Here is a 22,920-nt window from a genome sequence, read left to right on the forward strand (position 1 = left end):
CTCGCGGCCTCGCTGGCGCAGCCCCGAGGCCGAGGACCCAGAGGCGGCGCCAGTTCACCGCATGCGCGTCCAGATGAGGACGGCGCCGCACCCGCCCGTTGCCTCGAACGCCGCAGGCGTCCTGGCGGGGCTCGTGTAGATCTCGACTGCTTCCACGTCGGAGGGATCGACGAAGTCGTCCGGACGCACCGCCGTCTGGGGGCTGCGGCGGTTCCTGCTCCCCAACGCGACGACTGTCCCGTCGATGAAGAGTGTGGGCGAGCAGTAGTCGGCGCCTTGGCGAACGAGGATCTCGGGCTTCAGCACTCCGGTGGGCGCGACGCGGCTGGGTGCTGGCGTGACCACCCGAAAGCGGGGGATCCCCCTCAGCGCGTCGGTCAGGTCCTCGATCGCCACCCGCTGGATCTCCTCCCGCTCGATGAAGTGCCCGAGCCCGAGGTCCCGTCGCTCGTAGAACCCGACGGTGCGTAGGTCGCGGACGCCCCCCTCCACCGCGACCGTGATCGGGTCCACCGGGATCGGCGCCCGTCTCATGCCGATTAACAGCTCGAAGACGCCGTTCTCACCAAGCTCGAAGAGCCCGTCCACGACGGCCCGGTATCCCGTCCGCGTCACGTAGAGGAAGTACGAACCCACGGCCGGCGCACGCACGGAAAAGTGGCCGTCGTCGTCGGCGAGGGTGGCAACGACCAGCTCGCTGCCCGGGGCGAGGAGGCCCACGTAGGCCAGTACGACGGGCTCGGCCGACTCGGAGTCGACAACCCTGCCGCGGATGACCTGGCCGTGCAACGGCACCGCGCCGGCCAGCCAGGCGCCAACCGCGAACGCCGCCGCCGCGAAGGCCCTTCGCATTCGATGTCCCGCACGCATCACTTCCTCGTTCGGCTCCCGCCCCGCGTCCCTCCGTCGGGTACTCCCCGTGGTTCAACCGGCCTCCCGTCGTGGCCTCCCGTCGTGCACCCGGGCACATACGGATGGCCCCGAAAAGCGTTACCCCCGCCGGCGAGCCGGCGGGGGTAACTGTACCCGGTCGAGTGTGGGTTCGGCGCTACGACGGACGCCCGTACCCGCAACTCCGGTGGGCGAGACTCATCCGCACGTCATCGTCTCGCTCCCCAAGCCCGTCAACAACGTCTCGCCGCGGAGGGCGTCGTTGAGCGTGCACTCGATCTCAGGGATCGGCCAGCACGAGACCCTCCTGGCCTCGGAGTCCCAGAAGACGATCCCTCCGTCGAGGAAGGGGTGGTTCCAACGATGCAGGTCCCACACCCTCCGTCCTTCCAACCATGTGGTGAGCCAACGCTCGCCGTCCAGGATCGACCAGCCGTCCACACCCGCTCCGGTGACATCTCCCGTGCTCGCGTCGTACGCGTTGGGATACTCCAACGCGCCGCGCGTCGCCGGCTGGGCGATCGCCGCCAGCCCGTAAAAGGTGCGGACGTCGTTGATCCTGGCCGTGAACGTGGCGAGGTCGTTGCTCACAAGCGCAGCCTCCGCCTCGATCAGACGCATCTCGACGCCCGTCGCCACCGGGATGTCCGACCCTTCGTCGAGGTACTTGTCCTGCCGGTAGTGCGCCGTGACCCCGTCCGCCCCCTGGTGCGACGTACAACCGGCCGCGTTGGTGGGCGTCACGTCCGAGTTCTTGGGGTTATCGGGATCGTCGAACGTACCGCAGATGGTGAACGGCGCCCGCGGATCCTGCGAGTCGAGCTGCCACGCGTACGTCCCGAAGACGCCACCCTCCGCACGGCCCCCCGTCTCGACATAGACGAAGTTATTGTTCGACTGGAGGCTGAAGATCGCCGACAGCACGAAGTCCGTCGGGACCTGCTGGGCATGGGTCACCGCTTGCCCGAAATCGCCCTTGCCCATGTAGGCCTGCGCCAGCCCGGCGCGCGACGCCATCGCGAAGTCGGCGCCGGCACTCCCGGCGGCCGTGCCGATGGTGATCGCCCGATTGAACGCCACGACGGCACTGTCGAACGCCACCTCCCTGGGCTGGACGGGGCCGGCGAGTTCGGGGTCGAAGTCAACACTATACACCACCTGACAGAAGTTCTCGCCGAAGGTCCGGTGGGCGAAGCCCATCAGCATCCACGCCCTGGACGCGAGCTCGCTGGTAGTCTCGTCGAAGTCCTCCAGGCTCGTCATCCGGCCCCACGCCTGCTGGCCCGTCCAGATCGTCTCGTGGATCTGTCCCCAGTCGCCGGCGGTCTCCTCCCAATCCATGGCGCCGCGGCGGAGGCGGCCAGTCTGGAAGTAGCTCCCGGTGCCGGCCAGACCATCGCCGAGCCGGGCGTTGTCGAAGGCGAAGCCCTCGACCATGGTGTTGAACTCGTTGGCGATGCCGTTCACCACCACGCGCATCAGGCTCGCGTCGTTCAGGGAATCGTCCGTGATCGCTCCGGGGTTTTGGATGTCCAGGCTGCAGCTGGACAGAAGAAGAAGAACGAGACCCACCGCGAGGCCGCCCGCGGCCATGATCGGTCGCTTGCTCACCGTCCTCTGCGCGCGCGCCATCAGAAGGTCACCCTCACGCCGAACAGGAACGTGCGCGGCGGCCCGTACGTGTAGTAGTCGTTCGGCGTCGCGTCGCTGAGCCCGTTATCTTGCCCTTCCGGATCGAGCCCGACGTAGTCGGTGAACGTGAGCATGTTCTTGCCCTGCAGCGAGAGCCGGACGCTCCGGGCTCCGCCGGGCACCCACCTGTCGGGCACGCGCCACGCCAGCGTCGTGGAGCGCAGCCTGAAGAAGTCGGCTTTCCGCGTCCAGACGCCCTGGTCCGAGAATTTCTGGACGCACTCGACCACCTGTTGGTTCGTGAGGGATGTCCGGTCGCCGCTATTCCAAGTGTCCAGAATGGGTGCGCAGTACGGCCACACCGGGTTCGAGAGGGACGTGCGGCGCATGTTCTGGTACGCCGGCCCCACCGACAGGAACATGCCGTACTGCCCCTCGCCCACCACGTCCAGCGTGAGCGACCGGAAGAGCGTCAGCCGCGTGGTCAAGTTGAGGAGGTCCGTCGGGAACTGCCGCCCGATGAACCTCTTCCCTTTCTTCGGAGGACTGCTTGGGTCGTACGCAGCCACGGGGTCCCAGCATGCCTCGCCGGGGTCGTTATCTCGCCCGCAGACGATGAGCTGGTCGTCCCATCGGATCCGGAGCGGCAGGCCCAACCGGATCGTGCTGCCCAGGTCCTTGAGCGGACCCAGGTCCGTGACCTCGCTGTCGTTGGTGCTCCACTGCACACCCAGCGCCCACTCGATGTCGTCCGAGCGCACGGGCACCACTTGCACCGACAGCTCCGTCCCCCAGTTCTTCATCTCGCCCAGGTTCCGGAGCACACGGTTGTTCGTCCCGGTGGAGGGCGTAGGCGACACGCGGATAAGGGCGTCCGCCGTCGTCTGATCGTACTTCGTGAACTCGACGGTAAGCCGGCCGCCGTAGGCCGTGGCGTCGAAGCCCCACTCGAGCTCGGTACTCTTCTCCGGGCCCAGATCCGGGTTGCCCAAGTTGTTGATGACCACCGCCGGCTGCTGCTCGTCCGCCTGCGTCGCCTCCCAGAGCTTCTCCGCGTCGAAGGCGCCCGGGGCCCTACCCGACTGGCCCCACGCCACCCGCAGCTTGAGCGTCTCCACGACGCCCGGCCAGAACGACTCGTCCGAGATCAGGTACGTACCCGACAACTTCGGGTACGTCGCGAGGCCGAACCCCTCGCCGAAGGTGCTGAAGCCGTCCCAGCGCACACCGGCGGTCACGAAGACTTTGTCCTGCCAGCCCAGCTGCTCCTGCAGGAAGGCACCGCCGCTGCGCACCCGCAGACGGTTCTCGAATATACCCGGGTTGGTCCCGTCACCCAGCTGCGGCTCACCCGGGCCCGCGAACCTCTCGTCGAAACCGTTGAGACGGTAATTGAACTCCTCGTAAAGCTGTCCGCCGAATGCGAAGTGCGACGTCACGTCGGATAGCGGGCTGTAGTTGAAGGTGCCGGCATAGTCAAACGTCAGGTTACGGTCCTGCCTCTGGTCGTCCTCACGGTCGCCCGTCGGCTCGGCGTAGTAGTCCCAGTACTTCCAGTCGATGAAGTCGTTGACCGTGTAGTCCAGGCCGACGTTCAGGCGGTGCGCCCAGGTGCTGTTCGGCGACCAATTGATGTTCGCGGACAACTGGTACTGGTCGATGATCGATAGGATGTCGTTCTCGAAGACCTTCGAGTCGTCGTTCTGGGGCGTGTAGCCCGCGGTCCCACGCAGCACATTGAGGAGGAACCCAGAGGCGTTGTTGCCGTCCGGGATCCACGTGATTGTCTTGTGCTGGTAGCTGTTGTTCAGGCTGATGTCGAGACCGTCGAAGGGCTGAAACGAGACGTTCGCACGCACGCCGTATGCGGTGAGGCCCTGCGGGTCGACGACGCCTTCTTCGTTCTCCCAACGGCCCGAGACGAAGTACGTCGCGGTCTCACCGCCGCCGCGCACGCTCAGGTTGTACCGCTGCAGGAAGCCGTTCTTGAACCAGCTCCCACTTTCCGGACACCCGGCCTGGCGTTCGTTGATGGTGACGAACTCCTTGGTGTTGGTGTCGAACTCCCGCCTCACCGTGCAGTCGTTCAGATAGTATCCCGTGGGGTTGATCGACTTCGGGTTGATGCCGCCCGCCTGGTGCTTCATCGAGTGGATGCCCCCGTCCATGTTGAACGTCCACGCCGGAGCACCCGCGCTACCGCGCTTCGTGAAGATCTGGATCACGCCGCCGGCCGCTTCGGTGCCGTACAGCGTCGTAGCCGCCGGCCCCTTTATGATCTCGATGCGCTCGATGTCGTTCGGGTTGATCATGTCGAACGCCGAAGCCTCCTGACCGGCCTCGTCGTCGGACATGATGGCGCTGTTCTCCATCCGGAGTCCGTCGATGTAGATCAGCGGGAAGTTCCCCTGCGTGAGCGAGCTGTTGCCACGCAGCCGGATCATGCTCGCGCCGCCGACTTGTCCGCCGTGGTCGTTGATCTGCACCCCGGTGACACGGCCCTGCAGGATGTCACCCAGGTCGGTGACCGTCGTCAGCTCGATGTCCTCGACCGAGATCTGGCTGATCGTGTTACCGATCTCGCGCCGGCGGGCCTGTCCGGCCGTGCCAGTCACGATCACGCCTTCCAACGCTAGCGCCTGCTGGCGGAGGCGGAAGTCTGCGGCCGCGACCTCGCCTGCGGTCACGGTCACCGTCTGCTCGACGGTCGCGAAGCCGATGAGCTGCACCCGGATGGTGTGCTGCCCAGCGGGAACGTTCAGGATCAGATACCGCCCGACGTTGTTGGCCAGCCCGCCGATGCTGGTGCCCAGGACGGAGACCTGGGCGCCGGCGAGTGCCGTCTGGCTCACGATGTTTACGACCGACCCGGTCACGGTTCCCGTCTGCGCTGCGGTACCCACGGCACCGAACGCCATGAACGCGAGAGCCATCGCGAGCCCGGTGAGGCTGCGCGTGGCAGCACTACCCAAGCTTTCTAACAATGAACGAATCATCATGTCCTCCTCACTGTAAGTACCCACGCCCCGGCACCAACACACACAACATAAAGGGAGGGTCCTACCCCTATTGGTGCCCCAGAATTGTTACGTTTGGTGCCCCAGAATTGTTACGTGTACTTCCGGGCAGCGCCAATGTCAATGACCACGCTGCCTTCATGTACTCTTGCATGTACTCTTGCGCAGAAACCACGGGGGATTCAGGCCGGCGCGCGACGCACACCAACGGGAAAGTCCGGGACGACGCAGCCCTCGGCACCGGAACGCGAAGGGGCCCTGTCGTCGCCCCGGCGGGTCGTGACACGTATCACTCCCGCCGAGCCGGCCGAGCCGAACTCCCATCCGGCGGCCGCGCCGGGGAGCAGCTCGAGCGTCTCCACTTCGGACGGGCGGATGAAGTCCAGAGCCTGAGCCCCATGCGCCACCCTGACACCGTTGACTACCACCACGGGTTCGCTCGCCCCGGTCGCGGACAGAAAGGAGTTCCTGCTGCGTCCGCTCACCGACGTGGGGGCGCCGACGGTTCCGCGCGGAGCTCCGATCATCGTCGGCTTCACCCGCCGGATGACGTCGGCGAGCGACGTTGCGTTCATCTCTTCGATCTCTTCGGCGGTGACCAGCTTCCCTTCGGAGCGGCGGCGCTCGGCTTGCTCGCGCTCCCGCTCTACCCGCGTGCCGAAGGCCGACGCCAACCGGACCTCCACACGGGAGACCTGCCCGGGTGTCAGTTCGACCTCGCTCCACATGATCCGACAGTCATGGGTGAGGAGCGCGAACATATGCGGCCCCGGCTCAAGACCGACGAGCCGGAAGCGGCCGTCTTCGTCGGAGAGGGTCTGGGGACCGGAGTCCAGGCGGAGAAGGACGCCAGCCACTGGCTGCCCCGTGACGCTGTCCACGACCTCGCCCTCCAGGGTCGCGGCGGGCGGCTCCTGGGCCGAGAGCCCCGCGGTGAGTAGGAATGCGCACGCGGGGAGGATATGCGTGAATCTCATGGTGCGGTCACCTGTGCCTACCGAGTACCGGTGAACGGTAGCGACCGGTCTGGCGGCGCGCCAGCGGACGGTCGAGCCACTGCGCGAGAATCTGCGCACAGTAGGGCCAGACCGACTAGAACTTCGTGACACGACTATGGGTCGATGCGCATCCCGCATGTGCCCTGGAACCCTCGTTCACACGCGAGCGCGTACAACTCGTTCGGGTCCCGCTCACGAATCGGTCCCTTGTTGCCTCTCAGTATGAACGGCAGATCTCCAGGGAGAGGGCGGGCGCTTTCCATCGTCTCTGGGCCGGTCGTCATTCGTCCCAGGTTCTCGCATGCTGTGGGGAACTCCAACATGCACCCGCGTCTGATCGCATCCTGGACCTCGGATGGATCCAACTCGAGCGCCACGAGCAGAATGCCCAGCTCGTTGCAGGACCAACCCGAACCCGCCAGGCAGAGGTTCTGCTGAACGACCGCCAGGTGCTCACACGCACGGTCCGACCCCTCCTGACAGGTCTCTTGCCAGAAGGGCACCCATTGACCTCGATGCTCGTCATCGAGCGCCCCGGCGGCACTGATCGCTACGAACACGCAGGCCCAGATTCCCACTATGGCGGTGCGGCGTCCTGCCGCGTTGAGCTTCTGCCCGATGTCCGAGAAATCCACGAGCTTGAATGCTCCCGCCGCCGCCGCGCGGTCGATGACCCGCACCAGCAGGTTCAGGATGGGCACCGGCAGCAGCTTGTCGTAAAAGGCCGGCAAGTCCGCCATACGCAGAAGCGCGAACGTCACCATGACAGCGATTCCGTACAGGACGCCGAAGACGATTCGGCCCGACTCGGTGCGTGGGGCCGTGGACGGATCAGTGATCAGCAGGAGCATGCCGATGAGGACGGCGACCGGGATGTACGCATCGAAGAAGAGGTAGGTACCGGTCATGCCGAAGTACGCGAGGCCTACTACGTACGTCGTGACGGCCGCCGCTACCGTCATCGTCGCGACGCCGAAGAGGAGCTGAACCGGTATTGAGACCAGAAAGAGTACCGCGTAGATGTGGGGCGGGTGGACCAACCACGACGCGATCTCCACACCCAGCGTCCTATCCGTCGTCCCTGTCAGGATCAGCACCGCCGAAAACACGACGAGGCTGAACGAAGACGGGTTGAAGATGTGTGCCGAGCGCCCGTCCTTCTCCCACCGGATCAGCTCCTTGGCGGCGAACGCGACCGCAACGATCCCGAACTGCCAGTAAAACCACTCCGGTCTGAACAGAATGAAGAGGTTCAAGCTACCCGTGATCGGGACGGGCCCAAAACCCAGAGCGTAGTGGTCGCGCCGAGACCAGGTCAGCAGAATATGGAACCCGTACGCGAAGAGCAGTTGGGCGAGCAGCAAAGGCCAGTAGACGCGGACGCTGGGTACGTACCATGCCCAGTAGGTGTAGATCGCCACCTGAGTCAACGCCTGCACCCAGTGGGCCCTGACCAGCATGACCTCCAGGAACAGCGTCCTATGCGAGCGTCGCGCCGCCACGTAGAGCGCGGCTGCCCACACCAGGAGCGAGCCTCCCGCACCCAGCATCGAGAGGCTCACCACCGCCGCCTGACGAGTACCACCCAGTCGTACCAGAAGGCCGAGCCCGGCCAGCCCGGCGATAAACGCGCACGGCAACAACACGGCCTTTCCGGGCGAGAGTTGCCTCGCACCGGATGCCGCGGGCTTCATGGGGTCCATGGCCATCGGTCTTTCGTGCTTGGTTTTTCGTTCACCCGTGGCCAACTGTCCGGCTTGGGAGGGAGATCCACGACACTCGCCGGACTCCGGACTATAGTGTCGCGTCTGCGGGAGAAAGCCTGCACGTTAAGGGCCGGGCTTGCGGGGCACAATCGGCGATGAGTGCCGCCGGCACGCGTTGCGCGTCATCCCGGCCGGTTGACTGATCGGCGAACGGGGCGCCAAGATATGAGCCGGCTCACTTAGGAAGCCGATGAGGGTGACGTGGGGTATCCTCGATCGCTTGGGCGTGAACGGAGTCAGCTGACGTGAAGACGGAAACCATGAGGGGGGTCGCTATCATCCTGGCGGTGGGGCTACCGCTGTTCGCCGCGTGCATAAACGACGAGACACCGACGGTCGCGCGCGTGGTGGTCGAGGCCAACCCGGCGGCTCCGCTCGAGTTGATCGTCTCCACCAATTTCCTGGCCAGTTTCGACGAAGAGACCGGGGTGCGTGACCTGGTGATTCTCACGGCGGATACCACGCGACTCACCGGCGACTTCGAACAGGAGGTCAGCATCGCGCGCTTCGCGCGCATCTACGTCCGCGTCGCAAACGACGAGGTCACGCCGGAGCAGGTTCGGCTGGTGGTCTTCATCGGTAGCGAGCGGCTCCACAACCGGTCGGCCGAGATCAGCAGCGGGGAGTTCATCGAGTTCCTCTTCACGTCCCGCACCATCGGGTGACCAGCGGCCTGGCCTAGCACCCCCCACCCGCCCACTCCCCAAACTCGAACTCGTGCACCGGCAGCCCGCTGGGCACCCTCTCGGGCACCAGATGCCTGAGCGCCTCCGGAGCCGCCTCCGGATCGGTCAAGGCGTATCGCACGAATGCCAGAATCTGCCCGGACTCCTCATCGGAAAGCCTCGCCGGGTCGCGGACGAATCTGTTGACTCTCGCCAGCACGGGCTCGCTGGGTCCGAGCGGTCCTCGAAGCCTAGGGTCGAGGTGATCGGTTGTGTAGTTGCGCACGCTCTCGAAGGCATCGAGGTGGTGGCGGATGGCGTCGCTCAGGCACTTGTAGGCGCCGTTGTGCATGTATGAAGGCTGGTACGCCACGTTGCGCAGGGGTTGGGTCCTGAACTTGTATCGGTCACGCTCCCTGCCGGTATGCTGCTCCAGTCCGTGGTCCTCGTTGGCGCCGGGGCCGTCGAAGGGCAGGATCCCGTCCGTCGGTACGACCTGAGGGACCCCGAGCACGTGGGGCTCGAAGTCGCTGAACATCTCGTTCGCGAAGCCCCTCACGATATGGCACTCGCCGCACAGCGCTCTGCCGAAGAAGAGCAGGGCGCCGCGCTTCTGCTCGACGGTCATGGCATCGGTATCACCGCGGGCGAACGCGTCGATGGGGGCATCCGCCCGCACCAGCGTGAACTGGAACTCGGCGAGGGCTAGCGCGATGTGCTCGTAGCGGAGCGGTTGGCCGGCCGCGACCTCCGGGAAGACTTCGCTGAAGAGCGTCCGGTACTCGTCGACCGCGTCGACGCGCCTGGAGACCTCCCTTCTCATGTCTTCATGGTCGCCAACGAAGCTCCCCGCCATCTCCACCGTGTTGATGACCGGGGTGAATGCCTGCGCGCCCAGCAAGTGCTCCATGTGCGAGAGCGCAAGCCCGTCCGGCGGAGGGAAGCTGAAGCCCTTGTCGTTGCGGAACGGGTCGATGGAAACCGCAGCGAACCGCGAGTCCCACATCAGGCGCGGGAAGAAGGCCGCATTGATGACGCTCGGCGCACGCCGCTGGTTGTACGGCCCGCGGCGCCCCGGACCGACGACGCCGTTGTTGCCGACCCCGATCGCTATGGACTTGGAGTCGTTGAAGCTCACGTTGGGCCCGTGACACCCGGAGCAGCTACTGTCGCGGGTCAGCGAGAGGATCCGATCGAAGAACAGGAGCCGGCCAACCTCCGCGAGGCGAGGATCGACGGGCCTGCCGAGACGCGCCTCGAGCGTGGATTCGATGCGTCCCGTGAACTCGCGTTCGGCCAACTGCGCGCGCAGCTTCTCGTCGAGGGCCGCTACGACGGCGGGGTCCGGGGCCGACCTGACCACGAATACCACGGCGACGGCGGCCAACGCCGCCAAGGACAAGACTGTCAGCACTGCACGCATGGACTTCTCCGATACGAGAGGTTAATCGTGGCGTGTTCCCCTCGGCAACCGGCTCCCCTTGCCACGGCCGAGGTCCAATGACACCGGACGCGGGGACCGTGAGCGGAATCGCAAGAGACCGACCGCAGCAGTAGTCGGCTTTCCGACGTCCGACATTTCTGCTTGATGACCTTGTTGAGCTTGCCCCCTCCTCCTCTCGCGCACATCCTGCAGGATGACCGACCAACGCAAGCGGTGCCACGCGTCAGTCTGGCTCAAGATACAATCCAAGAGTCGCACGTTCGAGTAGTACCCCGGGAGGCACCGAGTCGGTTTAGGAGGCGGCAGGCGTCCCTCGAGTTCGGGATGTCCGTTTTCTGTGCTGACTGGATAGCTTTCGCACTCTGAAATTCCCCGGTTCTCCCAGCCTAATCCAGCTAGCTGATCGGCATGTTCAAGACGGGCTACATCCTGAGTCGCCGAGCGGACCTTGTCTGGTTCCTCGGCCTGCCGTTCGCCGCGGTTCTGGTCGCTCTGGGCTTTCAGCGATGGCTTCCGTACGTCGCGGTCGCGTCCATCAATCTCTGGATCACGATACCGCACCACTACGCCGGCTGGGTTCGCTCTTACGGCATGCCGGACGTGTGGGAGCGCTTCAAGGAGCGGTTGCTCGTCGGGCCGTTCGTCATCCTCGCGCTGACGGGTGCCGGCCTGATCTGGGCCCCGATCACGCTACTGCTTCTCGTCACTGCGTGGGACCATCAGCACAGCATCATGCAGCAACATGGGCTCTCGCGGATCTACGACTTCAAGGCGAAGGCGGGGCTGCCCGCGACCGGCCGCTTCGACATCACGCTCCACATCGTGCTGTACGGCTTCATGTTCGTGCACGCGCCTATGTTCCGCTTCCTGTGGATCCGCGAGCTCCACCGGATGGACATTCCGGTCTCGGTCGGCTTCGTGGAGGGTCTGCTGACCGCGAGCTGGTTGGTCCTGGTCGCGTACCTCGTCGTCTACGTGTGGCACATCTGGAGGACGATCGCGGCCGGCCATTGGATCAACCCGATCAAGTATGCGTTCATCGCCGCGAGTTACTTCCTCTGGTACTTCGTCGCCTGGAATACCAACTCGATCCTGCTGTACGCGGTGGCCCACCGGATCATGCACGGCGTGCAGTACATCGTAATGGTCTATGCCTTCATGGGACGCACCGCCGACGGACCAACCGCCAAACCAGGTTTTTGGAGCTTGGTGGTGGGGCAGGGACGACTGCGCTGGTTCTTGCTCGGTGGCGCCGCCTACGCGGTTCTTTTCCAGCTACTGATCAACCACCCGTTGGACGAGTTCGGTTTCGGGGTGGTGAACTTCGCCCCCTACCCGGCGATCCCTCAGTTCAATATCCCGGCGCTGGACTATGAGGCGTCGTACGCGCTCTTCTCTCAGATGATGGTCTACGCGTATGGCATGATGCACTACTATCTCGACTCATTCATTTGGAAGGTCCGGGACAAGCAGGTACAGGCGGGGCTGTGATGGCTGTCTTGAAGCGGTACCGGATGCTGGTGATCGTCTACGTGGTCACGCTCGTGTTCGGCACACGGGAGTTCCTGATATCCCGCTCCGGCGGTACGGTCGACTGGATCAGCGCGTGCGAGTCGGCCGCCGGATGCTCCTCCAGCCAGCAGAGCTCTGCCCCCGCAAACGACTCGACCTTCTGGAGTCGCCATGCGGACATGACGGAGGTCGTCGCCCAGCTCAATCCGGGCGATCCCGACACCGATTTCTTGTTGGGCATGCAGGCGTCCGCGGACGGCGACGACGAGGAAGCGATCGCGCGGCTCGAGGAGGCGCTCGCTACCGGCGTGAAGCACAACAACTACCTCCTTCAGATTTACGCCCAGTACGAGCTGTCGCGAGGCGCGGACTGGCGCAGGGTGAACCTCGCGGTCAACCGCTGGCGTGAGAATCACCCGTTCTCGGCGGATCCGCTCTCGCTGCCCCTCGCCACGGGGCCCGCTACACCGTCAGACGAAGCCGACCTGCACGCGGCGCTGGCGAGCGTGCCGTGGATCGCCGGCGCGGCGCTCGAGTCGGCCTCCGTGGACGGCAACGAGCAGTGGCAGCTTCTGATCACATTTCGCCCGGGGCAGGTGATCGATCTGCGGCAGGCGGTCGAGGCGGTCACGATCCTCTCGCTCGAGCCCGAGGATCGCGCCCGTTTCGAAGTGCGCTGCGGCACACTGGTGGACTGCAGGGTGGTGCCGCGCTGAGCACGGTTGTCCCCCTCGAACGTCGCGCCGATGACCGAGCACGCCCCGGTCGAAGCCGGCACGCGACTGCGGGTAGACAATCCCCCAGTGGACTTCTCGGTGTCTACCAAACACCGGATACAGTCCACTAGATCTTAGGTCTAGGTCTAGATTGCGCCGCTCGTGATCAGCTCGACCGGACGGATATCCATGAAGAACACATGGCTCGCTTTCGTTGTGGTCGCCGGCCTCTCGCTAGCGCCTGCTCAGGCTCAGACGTTTCCGACTGATGACCCGGTCATTACATCGTTCAGGTTTTGCACCCCCATCGTGAGCGTCTTGCCGTCTTCGTCGTTCGTATAGTCCGAACCACCGCGGAAGACGTTCAGCAGAAGCCCCTCGGCGTTGTTGCCATCGGGCAGCCAGTCGATAGTCCTTGTGGCTGTTGAAAGTGTTGAACCGAATGTCGAGCTCGTCGAGCGGCGAGAACGAGAAGTTGCCACGTAGGCTCCAGTCCTGCTGACCCTGCTCGGGTTCCGTGATGTGAAGCCACCGGCCTCGCCGCAGGTCTTCACGCCCTCTTCATTCGTGCTGCACGCGTTCGGGTTCATGATCTGCGTGCCGCGCGCAACGGCGTCGAACTGGAAGTACCCCATCGAATCGGTCAGAGCCGCCAGGCCGAGGTCCGCGAACTGGACGATCACGCCTGGTACCGGCAGCCCGCTCCTGTTGTCGATGACCTCGCCCTCGACCCTCACCTGCCCCTGAAGCGGCGTCGCGAACGCGATCGCCAGCGATGCCACCGCCGCAAGCGATGCCCGCCGCACGTCCCGGTCCAGGTTCGTCATCGTCCTGCCTCCAGCTCGTGTCCTGACCGTCTCGAAGTGTGCATCGTCCCCGACTCGAACGAAAGAGTCGGTCCAAGAATCCATACGCCCCCGACCCCCCATCATGACGACCGCCCGTCCCGACGCGCCTCAGTCATCAAAGGGGATGACCCTCCCCGACGCAAAGCCGCCCCCTGACCCGAAGGCCAGGGGGCGGCATGTCCCGCTAGTGAACGTCGACTACATCGTGAAACACTTGGTGGCACTGTCGATGTTGTCGTTCACCTGACACTCGTCGTCGGAGATAGGCATGCAGGACGCGCGACGTGCCACGGTCGCCTGGTATATCACGCCGCCACCGTCGAGGTGCGGGTGGTTCCACCGATGCATGTCCCAAAGCCGGCGACCCTCCAGCCACAGAGTGAGGTGGCGCTCACGGTCGAGAATGTCCCAACCGAGCATCGACGTCAGGTGTGCCCCACCGCCGTCACCACCCGTAATCGAACCGACCGCCGTAGCCGTCAAGGCACCGAGACCGTGGAACGCCCGGACTTCGTTGATCTTCGCGTCGAAGGTCGTCAAGTCATTGTTCATCAAGGCGTTCTCGGCCTCGAGAAGCCGCATGTCCGTACCCTTCACCACAGGAATGTCATCGTCCTTGGTCGGGTACTTCTCCTGGCGGTAATGGATCGTCACACCATCGGCACCGTTCGCCGACGGGCACGCGTTCGCCGGGTCGCTGCAGTCGGTCCACGGCGTCCGCGGGTCACCTGCGCCCACCGTCCCAGCCAGCGTCCCGAAGGCTGAGACCTCGGCACGACCATGGGTCTCGTCCCAGATCTCACTTGTCTCGCGGCTCGAGTTCGACGAGTACTCCGCGCTGTATACGAAGCTCGTCGGCACCTGGGCCGCCTCCGTCATCACGTTCGACCACTGTCCCAGACCGACGTACATGCTGGCGAGCGCACCATGCGCCGCCGTCACGATGTCGGTCGCGCCCGCGGTGCTGCCGTGCGAGACCGCCGCTTGCAACTCCGGGATTCCCCGCTCGAACGCGGCCGTCCTGTTAAGCGCCACACCCAGATCGATCTCTCCACCGAGGCCGGGACTTTCTTCGGTGTAGGGGTTGCTGAAGACGACCTCGCAGAAGTTCTCGCCGAATGTGCGGTTGGCGAGACCCGCGAAGAGGTAGGCCCGCGCGGTCAACGGGTTCCCGGTGAAGGTGAATCCCTCGATGTTCGCCATGCGCTGGAGACCAGACTCGGCGACCCAGCGCGCGCGCTGAACGTCGTTCCAACGGCCGTTGGAGTCCTCCGAGTCGAAGAGACCTCGGCGGTAACGACCTGTGGCAAAATAGCTACCCGAGCCGACGACCTCGTCGGACAGGATCGCGGTGGTGAATGCCTGCTCGTCGTACCCCTCGGAGAAGTCCGCGGACATCCCGGTCACCAGGGCTGCGATGCCCCGCTGGGTGTTCAGATCCTCATCCAGGATGCGACCCGGGTTCTTGACGTCGAACAGCTCGTCGCTGCAGCCGGACATTCCGAACGTGGCGACGAGCGCCACCATCGGGAGCCAGCGATTTTTCATCAGTCTCATGATGTGTATTCCCGTGGCTCTAGAAGTCGATCTTGACGGAGAAATTGAAGCTCTTGATCGGCGGCAGGTTGTAGTACTCCTGACGGAACAGAACCTCAGCCGACCCGTCCTCGAACGCCTCGGGATCCACACCCTCGTAGTCCGTCCACGTGGCGAGGTTGCGACCCTGCAAGCGCAGCGTCGCAGCACGAATGCTCGACGGCAGCCACGCATCGGGCACGCGGTAGCTCAGCGAAGCCGAACGGATCTTGAAGAAGCTCGCATCCTGCGTCCACATGCCGTAACGAGTGTTGCCCGGGTCGCACAGCGCGCGCTCACCGGCCGTCAGGGTCCCGCGGTTGCCCGCCGCGATCGCCTCGACCGTCGAGCGGCACAGTGGCCACACCGAACGGCGCGCGTTCTGGTACGCGGTGCCGGACGACAGCACGTGGCCGCCCATGCCCTCGCCCAGAATGTCGAACGTCAGCCGGCTGGCGAACGTAATCGACGTATTGAGCCCGTATGTGTGCGTCGGCGTCGTCGGGCCCAGGCATTCCTCTTCGTAAACCGGCGCGGCGATCTCGTCCGGGTTCTGGACGCGGTCGTGGCAGAACGTGGGAAGCGCCAGACCCGGACGGATGTAGTTTCTCCAACTGACGTTGATGCTCTCGAGACCTCCGAGGGTGATGACCTCGGAGTCGTTCGTCGACAGACGGGCGCCGACGTCCCAGGACAGGTTGTCCGAGGCGATCACGTTGGCGTTGACGAACATCTCGTGGCCCTTGTTCGAGACCTCACCCACGTTCTCGAGCTGCGTGCCGACGAAACCGCCCGAGGGCAGCTGACGGACGCGGACGAGCGCGTCGGAGGTGGTCTGGTCGTAGTACGTGTACTCGAACGTCACCCTGTCGTTGAACGTCGAGCCCTCGAAACCGAACTCGTACTCGAGCGTGCGCTCGGGGCCGAGATCCGGGTTGCCGAGGTTGTCGGGCGTAACGGCTGGCTGGCCGTTGTCACCCGCGACCGAGTTCCACGTACGCGAAGCGTCGAAGAGACCAGGCGCCTTGCCCGACTCGCCGACCGCAGCCCGCAGCTTGAAGGTGCCGATGAACTCGGGGAAGAAGCCCTCATCCGAGATCATGTACGCGACCGACGCTTTCGGGTACGGCTCGAGACCGAAGTCGGAACCGAACGTCGAGTGACCGTCGACGCGCAGACCAGCCGTCAGGAACAGCTTGTCGGAAAGTCCGATCATCTCCTGGAAGAAGAAGCCACCGGAGGTGACCTGGGAGTTGTACTCGAAGGCTTCCGTCACCGCACCGGACTCCAGAACCTTGTCACCAGGGCCGGCGAAGTCGTCACCGAAGCCGTTGATGCCGGAGCTGAAGTCGTTGTAGATCTGAACACCCCACGAGAACGAGGAAGCGACGCCGACGAGGTCGGCTTCCCAGGTGCCCGCGTAGTCGAACGTCAGCTTGCGGAACGTGCGATCGTCGACCTCACGGGTACCGAGCGGCACGTAGAAGAAGCCCCACGGGCGGTCTTCACGGTACGTGGCACGCGTCCAGTCGATACCGGTGTTGAGGCGATGGCTTATACCACCGCCGGGGTTGTACAGCAGGTTGAGGCCCGTAACGAAGTGGTCGTTCAGGTTGTTCAGCTTCATGGTGAGCGTCTTGCCGTCTTCGTCGTTCGTATAGTCCGCACCACCGCGGAAGACGTTCAGCAGAAGACCCTCGGCGTTGTTGCCGTCGGCCAGCCAGTCGATGTCCTTGTGGCTGTAGAACGTGTTGAAGCGGATGTCGAGCTCATCGAGCGGCGAGAACGAGAAGTTGCCGCGCAGGCTCCAGTCCTGCTGACCCTGCGCGGGGTTCTCGAAGCCGCCGGCCGCGCCGCACTGCTTCACGCCCTCTTCGTTCGTGCTGCACGCGTCCGGGTTCATCACGCCACGCTCGTCACCCCATGACGCCGACATGAAGTAGTTCATGCGCTCGGCGCCGCCTCGAACCGACAGATTGTAGCGCTGCTTGTAGCCGTCCTTGAACCAAGAGCCGTTCTCCGGGCAGGACGGGTCGGCCGGGAACATCGAGTCCCCACCACCCTCGGTGTAGTTGCACTTGTTCAGACCGAGACCGGTCGGGTTGACGTCCGCGTCCGGACCGATGTGGCCGATCGTGTTCAGACCCTGATCGATGATCAGGCTCCACGCCGGGGCGCCGGCGACGCCACGCTTCGTGAAGATCTGGATCACGCCGCCCGCGGCCTCGGTGCCGTACAGCGTCGTGGCAGCGGCGCCCTTGATGACCTCGATGCGCGCGATGTCGTTCGGGTTGATGTCGTCGAACGGATTCGAGGCCTGGTTGGCCTCGTCCGAGAAGACGAGGGAAGTCGCACGCATGCGTACGCCGTCGACGTAGACGAGCGGCGAGTTACCCTGCGTCATCGAGTTGTTGCCACGCAGCTTGATCGTGCTGCCGGCACCGATCATGCCGCCGTTTTGCAGCACGGTCGCGCCCGTGGTCCGGCCTTGCAGAATGTCGGCGACGTCCGAGGCCGGAATCGCTTCGATCACGGACTCGTTGATCTGCACTATCGAGTTCCCGATCTCGCGACGCCTCGCGGAACCGGCGGTGCCGGTCACGACGACGCCGTCGAGGCTGATCGCCTCTGAGCGAAGTCGTGCGTCAGCCGTCGCGGTTTGGCCGGCTGCGACCGTGACTTCGATCGTCTCGGTGCCGTAGCCGATGTACTGGAACTGCACTGAATGCGTACCTGCAGGCACATTCAGAAGCAGGTAGCGACCAACGTTGTTGGCCAGCGCACCGAGGTTGAGCGACGAGATGCTCACCTGGGCGCCAGCGATCGGCTGCCCATTGGTGCCGTCCCGAACCGAACCTGTCACCGTGCCGGTCTGCGCCTGGACCGGAGTCAAGCCAACCATGACGGCGAAGGCCGTGATGGTCAGGGTGCGCGTTGTCCTGCGGAGGATCCCATTGCAAACATTGCTTCGGGACATGTTGCCTCCTCACCATGAGCGGGACCGGAGTCAAGCGTCGGAGACAATCTCCACAGCACCACGAGCACCCGCTGTGGGGATCGACCCGCTGCACCCGTGGGAATGTTCCCCACAGGGACACGACGCTAGGCGACCACCCATGGACGTCCCGGATTTAAGCCTTGAGTCAGCTGCTCGTGCCAAATTTCACAAGCGGAGCCGGAAGTCACTGTAGGAGCACGTTCAGCGATGCTCCGTAGCGCGATTCCCCTCACGCGTCACGCGCCGCCACGGCTGAATGGAGGCAGCAGGGCCTGGTGTGTCGGGCTAATTCCGGTGCGATCCGTCGAGGGATTCCCCTCAAGACGAGCGCACTTTCCCGAGAAGCTTTAGCCTATAGCCTAGGTCCAAGAAACTGGGAAACACATAATGGTTTCCATCACCCATCCACCCCACGTTATTGATACGGCTGGAGCGAAAAGATGTTGCGGTAGCCACCTCCCAGCGACACGCAAGCTTGAAATGTCGATGCGACATGCGGCGTTCCGAGGGTTTTTCGACATCTTTGCTGACGAACAGACCCTAATCCCGGATCAACAGTCATGCTCTTCTACGCCCACTCGGGCCTTCGCTACCTGGTGCTCTTGGCCGGCGTCCTCGTTCTGGGCTACGCCGGATACGGCCAGGCCACGAAGCGCGAATACGACAAGACCATGCGGATTCTGGCCGCCGTCTTCACAGGTGCAATCGACCTCACGGCGCTCTTCGGAGTGGCTTACCTGCTGAGCGGAGTATCATTCTATCCGCAGCTAGGCGGACACATCGCGTCGATGGTGCTCGCCGCGGTGGTGGTCCACGTGGTCGCGGCGGTGATGAAACGCCGCCCCATCGCGCAGCGGACCTTCATGCCGCACATCGTCGGCACGTTGGTAGCGTTGGCGCTCGTCGCCATGGGGATCATGGCGATCGGTCGCCCGATCGTAGGCTGATCGGTAGCGGCAGTCGCGTCAGTGGCCGAACGAGAAGCTGAACGGAATGCGGAAGCCCAGCAGCGGGATTTTGGTCTGGTCCACACCCGGGTCCTCTCCGGCCGGGTCACTGCCAGCTCCTTCGAAGCCGACCACGGCCAAAGCCGCCACTCCACCGACCATGAGCGCCGAAAACATGAAGGTCTTCCGGTTGTCGACCACGCGGCGTCGCGTCTGCACGATCGAGCTGCGGGGAACGGAGACCTGCATGTACGACAGTGGTGTCTCCACGATGATCGCCACCGAGTCACCGATCTCGTTCACGAAGCGACCACTGACCGAGCGCGTCGCGGGGTCCACAAACGCGATGAGTCTCGCCAGTTCAGTCTGCTCCAATTCGAGACGAATCTTCTCCTGCGGCCGGAGACTCGAGATTTCAGCCGGCTGGTAGGAGGCACAGCCCGCAGCGGCGAAGAGAACCACGAAGAGAAGCGGACGGAAGTTGGGCATGTTTTGCAATCGCATTTTGGGTCAGAACGAAGGGCGCCTATATCAGTAGACGATTTGAAACCGGAAACGTGTCGTGCTGATCCCAACGCGACAAGCGATCCACCCTTGACTCGAGTAGGCATGGGCCTCGACCATGGCGTCGCGCCCACCACCTAACCGCGTCCATGACTCCAGTCCCGCCGCTCGGTCCTCTCGAGGAAGTCCCCACCGCTAACCGCACCGCCGGCCCGAGCGATCTCGGGCTCGTGATGGGGGGCGGTGGCGCCAGCGCGGCGTACCAGGTGGGATTTCTGAGGTACGTCGCCCGCAACTTTCCGGAGCTGCGGATCCCGTACGTCACCGGCGCCTCCGCCGGGGCGATCAACGCCGCGCTGATCGCGTCGCATCACGGAAGTTTCCTGCAGGCGGTGGGGGAACTCAGTCAGTTGTGGGGCAACCTCACCATCGAAGACGTCTTCTGCGTCGATATCCGTTCGCTCACCATGAACGGCTTTCGGTGGCTGCGCCAGCTGGCATCCGGGGGCATGGGAGGTGCACCGCGAGTGAGGGGGCTGGTCGACACACAGCCTCTCCGGAACTACCTGACCGAGGTGCTGCACGCCGTCGACGGCGAGCTCACGGGCGTGCGTTACAATCTGGAGCGTGGTTCGTTGAAGGCTGTCGCGATCAGCACGTCGAGCTACTCGACCCAGCAATCGGTCACCTGGGTGCAGGGATCCGACATCCACGAGTGGCAGCGCGCCCGGCGGAGGGCCGTGAACGCGGTGATGACCGTCGAGCACGTGATGGCCTCCGCCGCGCTGCCGCTCATCTTTCCCGCCGTCCGACTCGGAAACGCGTGGTACGGCGACGGTAGCATCCGTCTGACCGCTCCTCTCTCGCCAGCGCTGCACCTGGGAGCCCGAAGGATCCTCGCGATCTCGACCCGCTACGAAGGCAGCGAGCACGAGGCGGAGGAGCCCACCGTCTTGGCGTACCCTCCCCCAGCTCAGGTCGCGGGCATCCTGATGAACTCGATCTTCCTCGACCTGCTCGACAACGACGCTCTACGGCTCGAGCGGCTCAACCGGCTGCTCGAGCGCCTGCCCCCCGAGAAACGGGACGGCCTCAAGCCGGTCCGCTTGTTGAAGCTGCGACCGTCGATGGACCTGGGGAGGCTCGCGTACGAGTACGAGCCCCAGCTGCCCAGGGCCTTTCGCTTCCTCACGCGCGGACTGGGAACGAAACAGGCGCGCAGCCCCGACTTCTTGAGCCTGATACTCTTCCAACCCGACTATCTCCAGAAACTGATGGAGGTCGGAGAGGCTGACGCCGAGGCACGGGGCCAGGAGATCTTGGAGTTCCTGCAAGACGACGAATAGAGCCTCGTCGGTGGCCACTCTATCTGGGCCCGTAGTTAGCTTTAGGAACGATTCCCGTCAGGCACCTCCCGGCTTCGCGGACGGACGCGCCCATCACCGCGGAAACATACATGGCAAACGACAAGAAGCTCGCCACCGAACTCGAGGCCCGTGAGGTCGCCGAGTACGCTCGCGAGCAGGACTGGGAACGGCGCAGTTTCGCGCGCTCTCTCTTCGAAGGGCGATTCGAGCTGGATCTGATCCACCCCCACCCCGTGCCTGACCCGGAAGAGCAGGAGCGGGCGGCGGATTTCCTCGCGAAGCTGGAGGCGTTCTCCCGAGATCACATCGACGGCGACCAGATCGACCGCGACCGCCACGTCCCTCAAGAAGTCCTGGACGGACTCGCGAAGCTAGGCGCGTTCGGTATCAAGATCCCACGCGAGTATGGCGGACTCGAGCTGTCCCAGCTCTCATACAATCGCGCACTGGAGATCGTCTCATCGCGCTGCGGCTCGACCGGGGCGTTCCTATCGGCGCACCAGAGCATCGGCGTACCGGGGCCACTCCTGGAGTTCGGGACAGACGAGCAGAAACAACGGTACCTCCCGCGGCTCGCCGGGGGAGCGCTCTCTGCGTTCGCGCTCACCGAGGCCAACGTGGGGTCGGACCCCGCGAACATGTCCACGACCGCAATACTCTCCGAGGACGGATCGCACTGGATCCTGAACGGCGAAAAGCTTTGGACGACGAACGGGCCGCGGGCGGACATCATCGTCGTCATGGCACGCACGCCGACTCCCGAAGGCTCTCGGCGCAAGCCGATCACTGCGTTGATCGTCGAGACCGAGTGGGAAGGAGTCGAGACCGTACGCGAGTGCACCTTCATGGGCCTCAACGGACTCTCGAACGGAGTCATTCGCTTCACGGACGTGAGGGTTCCGCGCGAGAATCTGCTTTGGGCAGAGGGCAAGGGCCTGAAGCTCGCGCTCATCACGCTGAACACCGGCCGGCTTGCGCTGCCCGCATTCTGCGCGGCGGCCGGCAAGGGCGCACTCGAGATGTGCCGAGATTGGGCTGGGTCCCGCGTCCAGTGGGGCCGTCAGGTGGGCAAGCACGACGCGATCGCACAGATGCTCGGCAGGATGACCGCTGAGACGTTCGCCATGGAGGCGGTGGTCGAGCTCACCTCGGGGATGGCGGACGCGAAGACCTTCGACATTCGACTCGAAGCCGCGATCGCGAAGCTGTGGGCATCTGAAACCGGCTTGCAGATCGTGGACGACGCGCTGCAGGTCAGAGGAGGCCGCGGCTACGAGACCCATGCCTCGTTGCTCGCGCGCGGAGACACGCCGTACCCAATCGAGCGCTACCTCCGCGACATGCGCATCAACACGATCTTCGAGGGTTCCTCCGAAATCATGCGGCTGTTCATCGCCCGCGAGGCCGTGGACACACATTTGAGCATCGCGGGCGCCCTCATCGACCCGAAAGCGTCGGCAGGTAAGAAGCTGGCCGCGCTCTTCAGGTCGGGCGTGCACTACGCCTGGTGGTACCCGACGCGTTTCCTCGGCTGGAGCTTTTGGCCGCGCTACGCATCCTTCGGCCCGCTCGCAGGCCATCTGCGTTTCGTCGAGCGGACTTCTCGCAGGCTCGCTCGTTCGACCTTCCACGCCATGGTCCGCTTCGGGCCCGCGCTCGAGAAACGCCAAGCGGTGCTCGGCCGGATCGTCGATATCGGGGCAGACCTCTTCGTCATGACGGCCTCCCTCGTGCGCGCGAAGATGCTCACGGATCGAGGCAGTGATGAGACGGGGGCGACCGCTCTCGCGGACCTTTATTGCCGGCACGCTCGACGCCGAATCGCGGCGCGCTTCGACGCCATGTTCAACAACGACGACGAAGCAACGTACGGTATCGCGAGACGGTTCCTGGGCGGCGAGTTCGAGTGGCTCGAGCGCGGCATCGTCTCGCTCGAGTCGTACCGCCAGCAGGTCGAGGCGGGCGTGGCCGCGGATACCGCGTCCGAGCCTTCAGTCCGGGAACCGGTGGCTACGGGCTAGCCCCAGATGCTTCACAGGC

Annotated in this window: 16 protein-coding genes; 6 read left to right on the forward strand and 10 right to left on the reverse strand. The window is 64.6% G+C overall.

All coding sequences use genetic code 11. The annotated features are described in order from the left end of the window. Positions 1-54: 54 nt before the first annotated feature. From IIB36_08300 to IIB36_08320, 5 genes are all read right to left on the reverse strand, one after another. Positions 55-852 carry a carboxypeptidase regulatory-like domain-containing protein gene (locus tag IIB36_08300; GenBank protein ID MCH7531742.1) on the reverse strand — a complete coding sequence of 266 codons (798 nt, stop codon included), beginning with the start codon at positions 850-852 and terminating at the stop codon, positions 55-57. A gap of 237 nt (positions 853-1,089) precedes the next feature. Beyond that, a complete protein-coding gene (locus IIB36_08305; GenBank protein ID MCH7531743.1) occupies positions 1,090-2,502 on the reverse strand; it encodes a RagB/SusD family nutrient uptake outer membrane protein in 1,413 nt (470 codons plus the stop codon). Between the two features lie 20 nt (positions 2,503-2,522). Next, positions 2,523-5,522 carry a SusC/RagA family TonB-linked outer membrane protein gene (locus IIB36_08310; protein MCH7531744.1) on the reverse strand — a complete coding sequence of 1,000 codons (3,000 nt, stop codon included), beginning with the start codon at positions 5,520-5,522 and terminating at the stop codon, positions 2,523-2,525. Between the two features lie 200 nt (positions 5,523-5,722). After that, positions 5,723-6,517 carry a TonB-dependent receptor gene (locus tag IIB36_08315; GenBank protein MCH7531745.1) on the reverse strand — a complete coding sequence of 265 codons (795 nt, stop codon included), beginning with the start codon at positions 6,515-6,517 and terminating at the stop codon, positions 5,723-5,725. Positions 6,518-6,651: 134 nt separating this feature from the next. Next, on the reverse strand, positions 6,652-8,241 hold the full coding sequence (locus IIB36_08320) for a hypothetical protein (protein MCH7531746.1): 1,590 nt from the start codon (positions 8,239-8,241) through the stop codon (positions 6,652-6,654). 308 nt (positions 8,242-8,549) lie between these two features. Here IIB36_08320 and IIB36_08325 point away from each other — a divergent pair, with 308 nt between their 5' ends. Further along, positions 8,550-8,969 (forward strand): hypothetical protein, encoded by a 420-nt coding sequence (locus IIB36_08325; protein ID MCH7531747.1) that lies wholly within the window; start codon positions 8,550-8,552, stop codon positions 8,967-8,969. Positions 8,970-8,982: 13 nt separating this feature from the next. Here the strand turns inward: IIB36_08325 and IIB36_08330 are convergent, their stop codons facing one another. Further along, on the reverse strand, positions 8,983-10,380 hold the full coding sequence (locus tag IIB36_08330) for a hypothetical protein (GenBank protein MCH7531748.1): 1,398 nt from the start codon (positions 10,378-10,380) through the stop codon (positions 8,983-8,985). Positions 10,381-10,821: 441 nt separating this feature from the next. Here IIB36_08330 and IIB36_08335 point away from each other — a divergent pair, with 441 nt between their 5' ends. Next, positions 10,822-11,904, forward strand: coding sequence for a hypothetical protein (locus IIB36_08335; GenBank protein ID MCH7531749.1), 1,083 nt, complete (start codon positions 10,822-10,824; stop codon positions 11,902-11,904). Further along, a complete protein-coding gene (locus IIB36_08340; GenBank protein MCH7531750.1) occupies positions 11,904-12,641 on the forward strand; it encodes a hypothetical protein in 738 nt (245 codons plus the stop codon). The genes IIB36_08335 and IIB36_08340 overlap by 1 nt, the downstream gene beginning before the upstream one ends. Positions 12,642-12,892: 251 nt before the next feature. Here IIB36_08340 and IIB36_08345 read toward each other — a convergent pair whose 3' ends face one another. From IIB36_08345 to IIB36_08355, 3 genes are all read right to left on the reverse strand, one after another. Beyond that, positions 12,893-13,468 (reverse strand): hypothetical protein, encoded by a 576-nt coding sequence (locus IIB36_08345; GenBank protein MCH7531751.1) that lies wholly within the window; start codon positions 13,466-13,468, stop codon positions 12,893-12,895. A gap of 219 nt (positions 13,469-13,687) precedes the next feature. Continuing rightward, positions 13,688-15,046 (reverse strand): RagB/SusD family nutrient uptake outer membrane protein, encoded by a 1,359-nt coding sequence (locus tag IIB36_08350; GenBank protein ID MCH7531752.1) that lies wholly within the window; start codon positions 15,044-15,046, stop codon positions 13,688-13,690. Between the two features lie 19 nt (positions 15,047-15,065). Next, complete coding sequence (locus IIB36_08355; protein MCH7531753.1) at positions 15,066-18,041, reverse strand: SusC/RagA family TonB-linked outer membrane protein; 2,976 nt, start codon at positions 18,039-18,041, stop codon at positions 15,066-15,068. Positions 18,042-18,622: 581 nt separating this feature from the next. Between IIB36_08355 and IIB36_08360 the strand changes: the two genes are divergently transcribed. Further along, the gene (locus IIB36_08360) at positions 18,623-19,009 is read left to right on the forward strand and encodes a hypothetical protein (protein ID MCH7531754.1); all 387 of its coding nucleotides are present in this window, start codon (positions 18,623-18,625) and stop codon (positions 19,007-19,009) included. An 18-nt stretch (positions 19,010-19,027) separates the two neighbouring features. Here the strand turns inward: IIB36_08360 and IIB36_08365 are convergent, their stop codons facing one another. Continuing rightward, positions 19,028-19,498: a hypothetical protein gene (locus IIB36_08365; protein ID MCH7531755.1), complete on the reverse strand. Its 471-nt coding sequence runs from the start codon at positions 19,496-19,498 to the stop codon at positions 19,028-19,030. Positions 19,499-19,662: 164 nt separating this feature from the next. Between IIB36_08365 and IIB36_08370 the strand changes: the two genes are divergently transcribed. Then, complete coding sequence (locus IIB36_08370) at positions 19,663-20,859, forward strand: patatin-like phospholipase family protein (GenBank protein ID MCH7531756.1); 1,197 nt, start codon at positions 19,663-19,665, stop codon at positions 20,857-20,859. Positions 20,860-20,969: 110 nt separating this feature from the next. Then, entirely contained in the window at positions 20,970-22,901 is a 1,932-nt protein-coding gene (locus IIB36_08375; GenBank protein ID MCH7531757.1) for an acyl-CoA dehydrogenase family protein, read from the forward strand. Positions 22,902-22,920 lie beyond the last annotated feature (19 nt).

It is taken from the genome of Gemmatimonadota bacterium (genome assembly GCA_022560615.1).
Taxonomy (GTDB): Bacteria; Gemmatimonadota; Gemmatimonadetes; order Longimicrobiales; family Gaopeijiaceae; genus UBA1138.

Coding starts and splice junctions, on each gene's coding strand:
- IIB36_08300 (MCH7531742.1), bottom strand. CDS start 852: ATGCGAAGGGCCTTCGCGGCGGCGGCGTTCGCGGTTGGCGCCTGGCTG.
- IIB36_08310 (MCH7531744.1), bottom strand. CDS start 5,522: ATGATGATTCGTTCATTGTTAGAAAGCTTGGGTAGTGCTGCCACGCGC.
- IIB36_08315 (MCH7531745.1), bottom strand. CDS start 6,517: ATGAGATTCACGCATATCCTCCCCGCGTGCGCATTCCTACTCACCGCG.
- IIB36_08320 (MCH7531746.1), bottom strand. CDS start 8,241: ATGGACCCCATGAAGCCCGCGGCATCCGGTGCGAGGCAACTCTCGCCC.
- IIB36_08335 (MCH7531749.1), top strand. CDS start 10,822: ATGTTCAAGACGGGCTACATCCTGAGTCGCCGAGCGGACCTTGTCTGG.
- IIB36_08340 (MCH7531750.1), top strand. CDS start 11,904: ATGGCTGTCTTGAAGCGGTACCGGATGCTGGTGATCGTCTACGTGGTC.
- IIB36_08345 (MCH7531751.1), bottom strand. CDS start 13,468: ATGACGAACCTGGACCGGGACGTGCGGCGGGCATCGCTTGCGGCGGTG.
- IIB36_08350 (MCH7531752.1), bottom strand. CDS start 15,046: ATGAGACTGATGAAAAATCGCTGGCTCCCGATGGTGGCGCTCGTCGCC.
- IIB36_08355 (MCH7531753.1), bottom strand. CDS start 18,041: ATGTCCCGAAGCAATGTTTGCAATGGGATCCTCCGCAGGACAACGCGC.
- IIB36_08360 (MCH7531754.1), top strand. CDS start 18,623: ATGCTCTTCTACGCCCACTCGGGCCTTCGCTACCTGGTGCTCTTGGCC.
- IIB36_08365 (MCH7531755.1), bottom strand. CDS start 19,498: ATGCCCAACTTCCGTCCGCTTCTCTTCGTGGTTCTCTTCGCCGCTGCG.
- IIB36_08370 (MCH7531756.1), top strand. CDS start 19,663: ATGACTCCAGTCCCGCCGCTCGGTCCTCTCGAGGAAGTCCCCACCGCT.
- IIB36_08375 (MCH7531757.1), top strand. CDS start 20,970: ATGGCAAACGACAAGAAGCTCGCCACCGAACTCGAGGCCCGTGAGGTC.